The sequence below is a fragment of the Paenibacillus sp. FSL H3-0310 genome (assembly GCF_038002785.1).
Taxonomy (GTDB): Bacteria; Bacillota; Bacilli; order Paenibacillales; family Paenibacillaceae; genus Paenibacillus_AQ; species Paenibacillus_AQ odorifer.
This window is the reverse complement of record NZ_JBBODC010000002.1, coordinates 507,928-520,470: the sequence shown is the minus strand read 5'-3', so window position 1 is coordinate 520,470 and position 12,543 is coordinate 507,928. Positions and strand designations below refer to the sequence as shown.

Annotated in this window: 13 protein-coding genes, 1 tRNA gene and 1 riboswitch; of the genes, 11 read left to right on the top strand and 3 right to left on the bottom strand. The window is 42.6% G+C overall.

Going from position 1 to position 12,543, the window contains the following annotated elements; genetic code table 11:
- Positions 1-48 precede the first annotated feature (48 nt).
- From MHH63_RS21770 to MHH63_RS21750, 5 genes are all read left to right on the top strand, one after another.
- Positions 49-120 (top strand) — tRNA-Thr (locus MHH63_RS21770).
- A gap of 230 nt (positions 121-350) precedes the next feature.
- Positions 351-521, top strand: coding sequence for a hypothetical protein (locus MHH63_RS21765; protein WP_341172103.1), 171 nt, complete (start codon positions 351-353; stop codon positions 519-521).
- A gap of 464 nt (positions 522-985) precedes the next feature.
- A complete protein-coding gene (locus tag MHH63_RS21760; RefSeq protein ID WP_339246128.1) occupies positions 986-1,141 on the top strand; it encodes a hypothetical protein in 156 nt (51 codons plus the stop codon).
- A 199-nt stretch (positions 1,142-1,340) separates the two neighbouring features.
- On the top strand, positions 1,341-2,144 hold the full coding sequence (locus MHH63_RS21755) for an undecaprenyl-diphosphate phosphatase (protein WP_339281613.1): 804 nt from the start codon (positions 1,341-1,343) through the stop codon (positions 2,142-2,144).
- 79 nt (positions 2,145-2,223) lie between these two features.
- Complete coding sequence (locus MHH63_RS21750; protein WP_341172102.1) at positions 2,224-2,484, top strand: SDR family oxidoreductase; 261 nt, start codon at positions 2,224-2,226, stop codon at positions 2,482-2,484.
- A 486-nt stretch (positions 2,485-2,970) separates the two neighbouring features.
- On the opposite strand, the gene MHH63_RS21745 is transcribed toward MHH63_RS21750, so the two are convergent.
- Positions 2,971-3,162 carry a hypothetical protein gene (locus MHH63_RS21745; RefSeq protein WP_339170976.1) on the bottom strand — a complete coding sequence of 64 codons (192 nt, stop codon included), beginning with the start codon at positions 3,160-3,162 and terminating at the stop codon, positions 2,971-2,973.
- Between the two features lie 226 nt (positions 3,163-3,388).
- Between MHH63_RS21745 and MHH63_RS21740 the strand changes: the two genes are divergently transcribed.
- The gene (locus MHH63_RS21740; protein WP_339170978.1) at positions 3,389-3,778 is read left to right on the top strand and encodes a hypothetical protein; all 390 of its coding nucleotides are present in this window, start codon (positions 3,389-3,391) and stop codon (positions 3,776-3,778) included.
- A 213-nt stretch (positions 3,779-3,991) separates the two neighbouring features.
- Here MHH63_RS21740 and MHH63_RS21735 read toward each other — a convergent pair whose 3' ends face one another.
- On the bottom strand, positions 3,992-5,242 hold the full coding sequence (locus MHH63_RS21735; protein WP_339170980.1) for a Kelch repeat-containing protein: 1,251 nt from the start codon (positions 5,240-5,242) through the stop codon (positions 3,992-3,994).
- A 186-nt stretch (positions 5,243-5,428) separates the two neighbouring features.
- Here MHH63_RS21735 and MHH63_RS21730 point away from each other — a divergent pair, with 186 nt between their 5' ends.
- Positions 5,429-5,842, top strand: coding sequence for an ASCH domain-containing protein (locus MHH63_RS21730; protein ID WP_339281615.1), 414 nt, complete (start codon positions 5,429-5,431; stop codon positions 5,840-5,842).
- Positions 5,843-6,041: 199 nt separating this feature from the next.
- Here the strand turns inward: MHH63_RS21730 and MHH63_RS21725 are convergent, their stop codons facing one another.
- Positions 6,042-6,434 (bottom strand): hypothetical protein, encoded by a 393-nt coding sequence (locus MHH63_RS21725; RefSeq protein ID WP_051491249.1) that lies wholly within the window; start codon positions 6,432-6,434, stop codon positions 6,042-6,044.
- 495 nt (positions 6,435-6,929) lie between these two features.
- A riboswitch (cyclic di-GMP riboswitch) is annotated at positions 6,930-7,020 on the top strand.
- A gap of 108 nt (positions 7,021-7,128) precedes the next feature.
- Here MHH63_RS21725 and MHH63_RS21720 point away from each other — a divergent pair.
- The 4 genes from MHH63_RS21720 to MHH63_RS21705 all read left to right on the top strand — a co-directional run bounded on the left by MHH63_RS21720 (position 7,129) and on the right by MHH63_RS21705 (position 12,522).
- The gene (locus MHH63_RS21720) at positions 7,129-9,690 is read left to right on the top strand and encodes a choice-of-anchor A family protein (RefSeq protein WP_341172101.1); all 2,562 of its coding nucleotides are present in this window, start codon (positions 7,129-7,131) and stop codon (positions 9,688-9,690) included.
- Positions 9,691-9,836: 146 nt separating this feature from the next.
- Positions 9,837-10,772 carry an alpha/beta hydrolase gene (locus tag MHH63_RS21715; protein WP_341172100.1) on the top strand — a complete coding sequence of 312 codons (936 nt, stop codon included), beginning with the start codon at positions 9,837-9,839 and terminating at the stop codon, positions 10,770-10,772.
- A gap of 819 nt (positions 10,773-11,591) precedes the next feature.
- Positions 11,592-11,981: a NusG domain II-containing protein gene (locus MHH63_RS21710; protein WP_036681022.1), complete on the top strand. Its 390-nt coding sequence runs from the start codon at positions 11,592-11,594 to the stop codon at positions 11,979-11,981.
- Positions 11,965-12,522: a Gx transporter family protein gene (locus tag MHH63_RS21705; RefSeq protein ID WP_076124520.1), complete on the top strand. Its 558-nt coding sequence runs from the start codon at positions 11,965-11,967 to the stop codon at positions 12,520-12,522. The genes MHH63_RS21710 and MHH63_RS21705 overlap by 17 nt, the downstream gene beginning before the upstream one ends.
- Positions 12,523-12,543 lie beyond the last annotated feature (21 nt).

Sequence of the window (12,543 nt, the reverse complement as noted above, 5' to 3'; positions counted from 1 at the left end):
GGCTGGAAGTTGTATAATATTTTTTGTTTGACAGAAGAACAGCGTTAAGCTGGTGTAGCTCAGGGGTAGAGCAACGCACTCGTAATGCGTAGGCCGGGGGTTCAATTCCCTTCACCAGCATATCTAAGAATGGCGCAATGGCGCGGTTTTCCGAGGTTTCGGGACCGCGTCATTTTTCATTAAATCCCCTGGCTTCTAACATTCTTCTAACCTTTAGTTAAGTAAAGTGGGGGTTTCAGTCGAAATCGCGACCTCTTTACGCGTTCCAAGAATGGAATCGCCGATACCCCGGAGCACCGCTTCCTGCAGATTGGGGAGAACATGTGAATAAGTATCCAGAGTGATATTTATTGATGAATGGTCCAATCTTTCCTGAAGTCGAATATGATGGACAGCCAATGCCGTTCCCTGTTCTTCTGGAGAAACGTATCAAGGAAGATAAGACATGGCGCGAAATCGCTAATGAAAACGGTATGACTAGTGGTCACTGTCGAGCAGACGGAAGGTGTGGCGCAAGCTGACAGCAATCAGAATGAAGAATGGTGGAGGAGGAGCATCATAAGCTGCTTTTCTCTTGCGGGGGCAGATCGGTTAGATGGTAATTACTATAAAAATAAAAAAAGACACCACAAGGTGTCTTAGTACAGATACTTTTCGCTCGAATTTCACGAGCTCGTCAGTGAACTGAGTTCATAAGCAAGACTGGCTACGGCTAACAGATGAAGAGATAAAGTAATATCAATGTTAAAATGTGCGGTAATATTAATTTTCATAGATAACCACGCTCCTAAAGTATAAATACACATAAAGAAAACTTTATAAAGCGCTTGGCCTGCCATCATCAGTGCCAGGTAGCCATCCTGTACAGACGCCTTAGCGTTTCGACAATAACATTATACTTAATATTTTGTGTTTTGCCAAAAAAAGGACCCCCTATTCTTGGTCGGGGTGGCGGTTCTGTGTGGTTTCTCAGCGCTTTGGAATCATGATGGTCATTGAGGCTCCACGCACGCGGCTGCAGAATGATCAAATGGAAGTTACGTTTCGGTATTCATATCTGCTGTATGCTCTGAACTTGATTATCCAAAATAACGGGCAGCAAGTTCAGAAGGTTAACGGATTTTTTATTGATACAGGTTGAATTTAATGTTTGATACTGTTGTTATGCTAACGGGAAAGGATAGTTTAATAAAGGAGTTACTTAAGACTGGAATAATGAGCAATGTGACAATTATGTCATTCTGAATTGAATATTGTTAGGTTAATCGATGGGGAAGTTTACGTGTCTCCCTTATACTGGAAATTAAATGATTTTATTTCCGAAAGGGGACAATGCACTAATGACTGATGTAATTAAAGCAATAATACTTGGCATAATAGAGGGCTTAACTGAATTTTTACCAGTATCATCTACTGGACATCTTATTCTAGCAGGCGATTTGCTTAGCTTTGAGGGAGATGCTGCAATAACTTTTAAAATTGTTATTCAGTTGGGTGCAGTGATGGCAGTTTTAATTCTTTATTGGAAAAGGTATTTGAAGATTGGGGTTAATATGATTAGAATGGATTTTTCCAAAAGCAAAGGATTAAATGTCATTCATATGATTTTGGCTATGTTACCAGCATTAATCCTATATCTTCTCTTCAAGGACACAATAAAAAGCCAATTATTTGGCCCAACCCCTGTTTTGATCGGTCTAGTTGTTGGTGGCGTGTTGATGATCATTGCAGCGCGGAATAGGCGGACTGAAACCGCTGGTACTATCGATGGGATTAATTATAAACAGGCTTTCGGAATTGGTCTGTTCCAATGCTTGGCGTTATGGCCGGGATTTTCGAGATCAGGTTCGACGATTTCAGGTGGCCTGTTGCTTGGCACTAGCCAAAAAGCCGCTGCAGATTTTACATTCCTTATTTCTGTGCCTGTTATGTTTGGTGCAAGCTTGTTGGATTTGTACGATAGTCGTGATTTGCTGAGTTCTGACGATTTGCTTCTAATGTTAATTGGCTTTGCGACATCCTTTCTTGTGGCAATGATTGCAGTAGTGACGTTCATCAAACTGATTAAGAGACTTCGATTGGAGTGGTTTGCTCTATACCGGTTTGTTTTAGCAGCTCTCTTCTATTTAATTGTCATACAGTAATTGGGCAAATGTAAAGAAAATTGTAGCCTTAATGGATTACGGGGGAAACCCTATCGAAACCGTTATTCAAAATAGCGGAATGGAATGGACAATCTTAAGGCCGTCAGAATTTATGAAGAATGCATTATATTTTTGGGCAGAATCCATTCAAAAAGAAGGAATTGTAAGAACGGGATTCCCTGATGCTTTGGGCGTTAGAATTCACGAGGCAGATATTGCCGCTGTTGCAGTCAAAGTGCTCACTGAAGAAGGCCACCATGGGAAAATATACGCTTTAACTGGTCCGCAATCGTTATCTAACGGTATGTATTGTAAAATTACGAACTTCGCAACTTGCTAGCTTGCTAGCTTGCTAAATTATTCCTAAGGATAATTTGCTAATCAACTGCTTAAAGTTTATATACAAAATAGTCCAGACGAACCATACTTAACTTATTGATTCGAAAGTGCCGAAACCCTGCCAGATGGCGGGGTATTTCGTTATCAGGAGGTTATGAGATGTGAAGCAATGTATGATTACAAAAAAATGTATAAATTTTATATTGGAAAAACGATCTAAAGGTAAGAGACCAGTCTAAAGATTCGTTATATTACATAGGAATGATCATGTTGAGTAATGTATACAAAGTCCTTAAGACAGACTCTGAATTTTTAACGGCTGCTCTGTCACAGTCTCATATACTACGGGTCCATCAAAATTGCTGGAGCCCGGTTCGTTCGGGACCGATTTGAACTCAGAGCATACATAAAATAACCCCCCCAGTGAGTTTGCACTAGGAGTTCCAGTGAAGGAAACAAGGTTAGAGTTTCCTTATCAATATATGCACTATAAAGGTTGTAATCGGATATATTTTACTACCCAAAGCGGAAATGAAATAATACCATTACCTGTGTTTAAATGGACGAATTGGTCACTAAAATTTTCTTCGCAAATGCCTTCAAAGGTTTCGCCACTGATTAAGTATAGGCGCACTGGTGAATGTTCTTTTATTGACTCTTCGACTCTTTTGTTGATCAAAACAAGCCACCTCTTTTTTTAAGTGATTACATTATCACTAATGCTATACCTATAAACACATTTATCCCAACTCAACAATAAGTGTGAATTTATATGTGAAAAATAATACATATATTTATGTTTCAAAAGAGTATATACTGGATTCACTATCAAGTTGTGATTACCAACTAGAATTTTTTTGGTGAGTTTAGATCACATCTTCTTATCATTTGGGGAGGTGTCTTATTTGGAAAAAACCCTTAATTATGTACAAGATTTTAAATTGCTTGAAGAACGAATTAATGCATTTATAAATTATGATTCATGCATTGAATACGTAGAAGGATCTGAAGAAGTTGTAGCTGGCGGGGCCTTTGCCTGGACCAAGTTAAAATCGGCGGAGAGCTATAAACAAGAGCACATTGATGCTGACTACGTAGAATTAGCAGAAAGGGTACGTACAGTACTGGAAAACGAACATAGTCCTAACATTGAAAAGTTTGAGCGTAGTTATGAGCTAGTAATGAATTATATCCGACAAGATACTTTTCTCTGGGTACCTGGTTTGAAAAGTGTTATTGAGAGTATAAAATCTGAATTGGATTTGCAACAATTTTTTCTTAATCAATATAAATAGTAAATTTAATGCGTCAATCATAAGTGGTGACTAGCTATTTCATAGGTGTCTTATAAAAAGCTTAATTATATAAATTGAGAATGATACTTTTAATTCAATTAATTCTACATACAGTTTTCTTCCTTTGAATTTGGGAACAATACTAAAGCCTCCATTTATAACTTCATAAAAAAGCCCGTCAATTTTAAATGGTTGGCGGGCTTTTTTTGTTTATTAAATTGTATACTCACTGACTTCAAAGGTTAGTATTTTATCGTAAATGACATAATCTTTTCTACTGGTAAAAGGCCCCTTATTATTATCGTGCTTATTAATGGCATAAGATGCAGTTCCTGCACCAGTTTGTTTATTCTCATACCAATTTATAAAGGCATTAACCTCATCCATACTTAAATCAAATTCTTTTTCAAGTCCTGTATTCATTGTTATGACAAGTATAGCGCGATCACCAGTAGGTTGCTCCGGACCCGGTGTTGGTTCAGGGGTTGGTGTTGGTGTAGGAGTAACTTCAGGTATAGGTATAGTGATTGCTTCTACTGTTGATATAGCGGCAGTTTGATTCGAACCTCCGATGATAAAAATAGTGTTGTTAATTACCGCGGCTGAATTTTGAAATCTCCATGAAGTTAAGTTGGTAAAAACACTCCATGTATCAGTTTGAGGACTGTACTTCTCAACAGAAAGACCATAACCTAAATAATAGATCTCTCCATTTATTACAACTGCGGCACCACCGGATCTTTGAGTGGGCATACTCTTTTTTTCAGTATATGTGTCTAACACAGGATCATATTCATAAAGATTTTTGAAGAATATTGAAGCACCTGCTGCAACATTGGTCCCGCCAGTAATGTAAATTTTATCATTAACAGTAGCGATAAAAGGGCCATTCGGGTTAATAGGCATATTATTTTTAAAAGTCCATTGATTAGTTGATGGATCGTATTCCTCGACGGTAAATAATGAAAGTCCGCTGCTATCTTTTGATCCACCAAAAACGTATATTTTCCCATTGACTACCGCTGAACTTGACCATGATCTAGGAGTTTGTAATGGTGATTTTGTTTCCCAACTGTCTGCTATAGGGTCGTACATTTCAACAACGTTGGTTCTACCCCCGCTATAGTAACCTCCAATAACATATATCTTATCGTCTATAACTGCAGCAGTTGTTGCGGCTCTAGCAGTGGGCATACTTTTTCTTTCAGACCACTTGTTAGTTTCTGGAGTGTACATGTAAGTTTTATTTGTTCTTGTTCCTGTAGCTGCCTCTCCTGATCCATTTGCTCCCCCGAAAATATATATCTTTCCATTCAACTCTGCTGATGCTGATCCCATCAAGTTTATGGGCAAACTAGCTTTTGTTTCCCATTTTACAGTTTCTTCAGCGGATACAGAAAAGGCTGAGAACAGACTTAAGATAAGAATTATAGAACTAAGTAGTAATGTTGTTTTTTTTAACAAAAGAATACAACTCCTTATGTATATTAATAACTATACAAATTTATCTAACTCATCAAAGATTGTCCAAACATAAATTCCTATTTATGAAATATAGTGATAGATAATCAATATATTCTTTTATATTCCATAATAATAATAATTTGTTATTGTATAAAGAATGTATGTAAAACAAAGGGGATAAATATCATGCGGTGTATAACAATACGGCAGCCTTGGGCGACCTTAATTGCTCTTGGTGAAAAAGAGTTTGAAACTCGTTCATGGAGAACAGCCTACCGCGGCGAGTTAGGCATCCATGCCGGAGTGAGGATTGACAAAAAGATTTGTGAACAGGAACCGTACAAATCAGTATTGGCGAAACATGGCTATACAGCGAATAATTTGCCGACAGGAGCTATTATTGCTACAGGTCAGCTCGCGGGATGTTATGTGGTTACTCCAGAGGTGGATTTAAGGGAATGGATCAATGGGAACGAATATGATTTTGGCGACTATAGTGAAGGACGGTTTGCCTGGAAGCTTGAAGGGGTTCATCCATTAAGCCATCCAATTCCAGCTAAAGGTCGGCTAAGCTTGTGGGAGCACTCTACTCACTTCTGAACGGCGAACAATATTTTTAATGTAATTTTTATGTGCCTATCAGCTTTTTTTCAGGTTCGAGGTATATATTAGAGACACCAAACACCCCCCAGTGTTTTGTGGTATATCTCTCTCAGGTCTTGCCAACTCCCATGGTAAGGCCTATTTTTTTGTTCACTAATTGATTGGGGGGAGAGAGCGCAGCGGCTTCTATACAGCTTTACTTAATCTGGTACTGTTCTTCGTAACTCTTAAAAGATGAAATATCCAGCCCTAGATATCTGCGCATATGGATGGCAGCCTGAGCCGCAACAATGTCATTCAACAGCAGCATTCGTTCATGATAGCCACGACATATATACTTGGCTTCAATTCCCGTATTAAGTCTGTTTTGCTCATACACCTTGATTCCCCGTCTTCTCATTTCTGCACGAACATCCCTTAGATCTGTTGTAGCTACTGCAGCAGCTGTTCCAAGCACCTCCAGATAAGGGGCGGGTGTTCGTAAGTGTGTAGATAAAATGGCGGAGTCCCGTTCGAAAGCTGATAAAATCATCGGAAGCAATAAATAAGATTTCACCAGCATGTTGTCCCTGCTTTCTGCTCTATGCATGAATCTCATCACCTCTAATAGGAACGTATATTCGTATTCTACCCCGATATTCCAAAAATAATCAATGGTATTTCTAAACAGCTTATCCAATGTGATAAAATTCACAACTAAATAACGAAGAATAAATTATATTAAAAATTGTAATAATAAAAATTAATGTATCGAACGCAAATAAAGGAGAATTATGATGGAAAAAGAGGGCAGCCTCCAGCGTGGATTGTTTTTTGGTTTAATTCTGAGTGTTCCCTTATGGATATCCATATTGGGCTATATACAGTTACTTTAAAATTTAATGAAAAACCTTATGCGAAGCGCCTTTAGGCGCTTTTTTTGTGTGGTACTAATGCGGGGAATTATCGAAAGGAATTGATTGACAATTGTGGGTGTCGGGAGCTAAACTGTTATTAATTCAAAAGTATTAAAAGTCATAGACTGTTATTGGATAGAATGCTTCAGCTACCAGTTCTGGACTTGCAGTGTAATACATATATATAGTCATGATAATAGCAAACCGTCTGAAAGGGCGGGACGCAAAGTCCAGGAGTCTAAAGTGTCTTAAAGGCACAATGACCGTCCGACTGCCATGAGAAGGGAATTTCACTTCTTTTTGGCGGTCTTTTTTGTTGTTAGGTCCTTTAGAGTTTCTGGTAATTATTCTGATTAATATAAATCATAGTTTTAGGAGGTGTGCCATTTGAAAAGAAGAATAAAACCGTTACTCTCGCTTGTATTAGCTGGGATTTTGACGGTAGGTAGTGGGCTTTCCTCATTGGGAGCTGGAGTTGCTGGAGCTAGCAGTTCTTCTACATTGGGAATTGCAGCGGTCTACAACGTGTTTATTCTAGGGGATATAACGACAGTTTCGGATACGGAAGGAAGGTTTGCTGCTGGAGGTAACGTTAACTTAACCAACTATAGTGTTGGAGATAGGTTGACCGCTGCAGAGGTTTCCCTGACTGACACACTTGTTGTTGGAGGGAATCTTACTTTCAACGGAGGTACTGTTTATGGGAATATCGTGCACGGGGGAGATTTTTCAGGGAATGTAACGCTCCTCAAGGGTGGTACAAAAAGACAGGGGAGTACGATTGACTTTTCAGCAGTAGGTCAGTCTTTGAAGGACAAATCAGCAGAACTTGCAGCATTGCCGGCGAATGGAACAACAGTGTACCAATATGGCAGCCTTACCCTGACAGGTACAGATCCTGCGGTCAATGTTTTTAATGTTTCAGGAGATAACGTCTCTAATACCTACGGAATTACAATAAATGTTCCTTCAGGATCTACTGCAATTATTAATATTGATGGTTCTAACGTAAAAATGAAAAACTTCGGATTTCTACCTAATAACGTGTTGAACAGCAAGAAAATTTTGCTTAACTTTAGCCAAGCTGCGTATCTTGATATGGCAGGCATAGGTGTAATGGGAAGCATACTTGCCCCCTATGCTCATGTTGATTTTATTAATGGTCAGATTAACGGTACTTTAGTGGCGGCTTCACTCAAAGGTACTGGTGGTGGTGAATTTCACCACTATCCATACGATGGTGATGAACCCGGACCAACGCCGACACCAACGCCGACACCAACACCAACAGTGACGCCGACACCAACAGTGACGCCGACACCAACACCAACAGTGACACCAACGCCGACAGTGACACCGACACCAACACCAACGCCAACGCCAACGCCAACGCCGATAGTGACACCGACACCAACACCAACGCCAACGCCGACACCGACGCCGACGCCAACGCCTACAGTGACACCAACGCCGACGCCGACAGTGACACCAACGCCGACACCGACGCCAACACCATGTCCGACGCCGACAGTGACACCAACGCCGACGCCGACACCAACGCCGACAGTGACGCCAACGCCGACAGTGACGCCGACACCAACAGTGACACCAACACCAACGCCGACAGTGACACCGACGCCAACGCCGACGCCAACGCCAACAGTGACACCAACGCCGACAGTGACGCCAACACCGACGCCAACGCCGACGCCAACGCCTACAGTGACACCAACGCCGACAGTGACGCCAACACCGACACCAACGCCGACAGTGACACCAACACCGACACCAACACCGACACCAACACCGACACCAACGCCGACAGTGACACCAACACCAACGCCGACAGTGACACCAACGCCGACGCCGACAGTGACACCAACGCCGACGCCGACAGTGACACCAACGCCGACGCCGACAGTGACACCAACGCCGACGCCAACAGTGACACCAACGCCGACGCCAACAGTGACACCAACGCCGACGCCGACAGTGACACCAACGCCGACGCCGACAGTGACACCAACGCCAACGCCGACAGTGACGCCAACACCGACGCCGACACCAACGCCGACACCAACGCCGACGCCGACAGTGACACCAACGCCGACGCCGACAGTGACACCAACGCCAACGCCGACAGTGACACCGACGCCGACACCAACGCCGACGCCGACAGTGACACCAACGCCGACGCCGACAGTGACACCAACGCCAACGCCGACAGTGACACCGACGCCAACGCCGACGCCAACGCCGACAGTGACACCGACGCCAACGCCAACAGTGACACCAACGCCGACAGTGATGCCAACACCGACACCGACACCAACGCCGACAGTGACGCCGACGCCGACGCCGACGCCGACACCGACACCAACGCCGACAGTGACACCAACACCGACACCAACGCCGACACCAACGCCAACGCCGACACCAGCGCCAACGCCGACAGTGACGCCGACACCAACGCCGACGCCTGAAGCAACACCAACACCGACGGTAACGCCAGAGGTAACACCAACGGTAACACCAGAGGTAACACCAACACCAACGGTAACACCAACGTCGACACCAGAGACTTCGGTGTTCCCGACACCAACGCCATCATCCGTAATTGGCACTATAGTTCTTGCAGAAGATCCCGTGCCGCTTGGGCCTGTAGCTTCGCCGACACCAGCGCCAGTACCAACACCGTCGAATAGCACACAAGTACTTGTTGATGATGATGAGATCCCATTAGGTCCGGTACCGGCAGTGACACCAACGCCAACACCAACACCTGATGAAATCATCGTAGTGGACGATACGATCCCATTAGGTAAGCCACCTGTGAAGGAATTGCCAAAAACGGGTGAATCAAGTCCTGCACCTTACTATGTAGCAGGTTTAGGTTTTGCACTTATCGGATTATTAATGAGAACCAAGTTCTCCAAAAAGAATAAATAATAAAGGGTAGATCAACATAGAGTCGCTTTCGGGAGTGTTCCGATGGCGGCTCTATTTGTATGTCATGATTGCGATAGTTTGGTGCATTCTAAGTAGATGGTATACTCTTGTTGGAAAAGAAATGAAGAGGGGATGGCGAAGGCGAATTGATATGGTTCATTATTAGCGCTGTAATCATCATAGGGATTCTAATCTATGTGGGATTTTTCTTCTATGGTATTGCTATTAAACGAGCGCCAAAGGTATTTCTAAGTAATAATCCTAATCTGAAGGCTGATCCTCCGGTTGCCGGAGCTTCTTGGGGGGAGGGGAAGGATTGGGTCTCTCGCCAGAGCTTCGAGAATATTGAGATCGTATCTGCAGATGGACTTAAACTAAGGGGTTACTTACTCCAATCTAATCGTGCTGCGGGACGCACAGCCATTCTAGCCCACGGTTATTCAGGTAAAGCAAAGGATATGGGGGCGTACGCCAAAATCTACTACGAGACCTTAGGCTTTAACATCCTAATTCCCGATGCAAGAGGGCATGGAGATAGCGCAGGGGATTACATTGGTTTTGGTTGGCCGGAACGAAAAGATTATTTGCAATGGATTGAATACATGATTAAAAAGACTGGGCCCAGTGCTCAAATTGTGCTTCACGGCGTCTCTATGGGCGGTGCTACAGTGCTAATGACCTCAGGGGAAGATCTTCCGCCGCAGGTAAAAGCTATTGTTGCGGACTGCGCTTATACCTCAGTAAAAGCACAATTATCTTACCAACTACGACGCATGTATCGCTTGCCAAGTTTCCCTTTCGTTCAAAGTGCAAGTCTAATCACCCGCTTGAAGGCGGGGTATGGTTTTGGTGAAGCCTCTGCATTAAAACAAGTGCGGAAAGCGAAGGCTCCGATTCTTTTTATTCATGGGGATGCGGATAACTTTGTACCTTTTGCTATGATGAATGAATTGTATGAGGCATGCCAGAGTCCAAAAGAGAGGCTCATAGTACCGCAAGCGGGGCATGGATTGTCTTATGATACGGATAAGGCGGGGTATATAGATGTAGTAACAGCTTTTGTAAGTCGATATGTAAAATAAGTCCTGAACGTAGACAGCGCCCGATATCCGCTAGGTAGCGGTTATCGGGCGCCTATATTTTTCCACACATGACGTAGTCCTTGAATAAGGATCGTACCGTCATGCTTTCTCGTTATATTCATCCCCCGCCGTTCGTGAGTAACGGGTGTCTTGATTCCTTGTTATTTCCAGCAGCCGTGTGGCGAGAATAATCCTTCCAATACGACAAAAGCCCTACCTCTCTTTTGCCCTTGCGGCTCCATTGACCGCGCCAGTGTGAATCGGAATGCTATATTTCGAATTTAATCTCATAAAAAGGAAGAGTACTGCAAGAAAACATAAAGCCTCTTTGTCCAAAATGCCGATGTGTATAATAGTCGGCCTGACATCTTCTTGGTGGGGATATTCAATATATCGAAAAACAAATACCATATAAATATAACACACTATTGTTTAAAAGGCAAATATAATAATGAATTCCAAGATAAGGTTTATTTGATTCTAGAGAGGAACAAACCTCGATAAGGGGCGCTTAGATTTTGAAAGTAACTTAAATTGGGTTAATTGTGAATTATTCCGGAAAAGCTAGTATACCAGAGGAGATGGGCGATCTCGGTGCAAATGGGCTAAAATGTAAGTTGGATATTTTTGCAAACGCTACAAACTTCAACTGAAAATGCCAGAGACGAATGGGTTGTGTCTGCTGGGGTTATTTTGCGTGCCTATTTTGTGAACAGCTCTCTAAAACTGACAATAAACTCCAACATTGATTGAAGGATTGAGGGTAGACCGTTATAATTAATAAGTCTGGATTTTAATTAAAAAATAAGGGAGATTTTTATGAAACGCGCAGATGTGTGGCTGATTTCCATCGTATTGATTGCTGCGCTCGCTTTTCTCGTACCGAGATGGTTTTCGGACAATGATGACAAAGGTGGGGCCGGTAAAAATCTCATAGCCAATGTAACGGTGGACGGTGAGTTATTTAAAACGGTAAAGCTTACAAAAGAAGAACAAACCATTGAGGTCCGCACGGAACGCGGCTATAACATTTTGAAGGTGCATGATTACGGGATTGAAATGTACGATGCCGATTGCGCTGATAAAGTTTGCCTAGGTTTTGGTTTTATTACCCTGCCCAAACAGACGATTGTCTGTCTACCGCATAGAGTATTAGTCGAAATCACCAGTGCGTCGGGGGAGGATGATATAGATGCCTATGTCCAGTAGTGAATCTGCAACAGCTTTAAAAAGAACAGTGATTATTGCGATTTTCGCCGCAGTGGCAGTAGTGTTAAGTTTAATAGAGGCACAGATTCCGTTATCCGGGATGGGACTGGTGCCGGGTGCTAAGCTCGGACTGGCCAACATTATGATTTTGACTTGTATTTACTTTTTACGTGGACGGGATGCTTTGCTGCTTGTCATCCTCAAAACACTGCTTACTGCATTTCTGCTAGGTACCTTCTCAAGCTTGCTGTTTAGTTTATTTGGTTCACTTTTTAGCTTTGTTGTTATGTTTGTGCTGATGCTGATTAGTGGCAAAGGTAAGAGTATAAGCTTGATCGGAATTAGTATAGCCGGTGGGATTGCGCATAATATCGGTCAGCTGCTGGCAGCTTCTATGGTATTTGCATCACTTAGTATTTTTTATTATCTTCCCATGCTGCTGATCACTGGGGTAGTAACAGGAATTGCCGTGGGCTATGCAGTCCGTTATTTGGTGGCGTCATTGTCAAAAATATCGCTGTTTGAAGAATTTTTGGACTGATTAGTCACATCAGCGGAAGGA

Excerpts from the sequence above, each read along its gene's own strand:
- MHH63_RS21760 (WP_339246128.1), top strand. The coding sequence starts at position 986 with ATGATGGTCATTGAGGCTCCACGCACGCGGCTGCAGAATGATCAAATG.
- MHH63_RS21755 (WP_339281613.1), top strand. The coding sequence starts at position 1,341 with ATGACTGATGTAATTAAAGCAATAATACTTGGCATAATAGAGGGCTTA.
- MHH63_RS21750 (WP_341172102.1), top strand. The coding sequence starts at position 2,224 with ATGGAATGGACAATCTTAAGGCCGTCAGAATTTATGAAGAATGCATTA.
- MHH63_RS21730 (WP_339281615.1), top strand. The coding sequence starts at position 5,429 with ATGCGGTGTATAACAATACGGCAGCCTTGGGCGACCTTAATTGCTCTT.
- MHH63_RS21725 (WP_051491249.1), bottom strand. The coding sequence starts at position 6,434 with ATGCATAGAGCAGAAAGCAGGGACAACATGCTGGTGAAATCTTATTTA.
- MHH63_RS21710 (WP_036681022.1), top strand. The coding sequence starts at position 11,592 with ATGAAACGCGCAGATGTGTGGCTGATTTCCATCGTATTGATTGCTGCG.
- MHH63_RS21705 (WP_076124520.1), top strand. The coding sequence starts at position 11,965 with ATGCCTATGTCCAGTAGTGAATCTGCAACAGCTTTAAAAAGAACAGTG.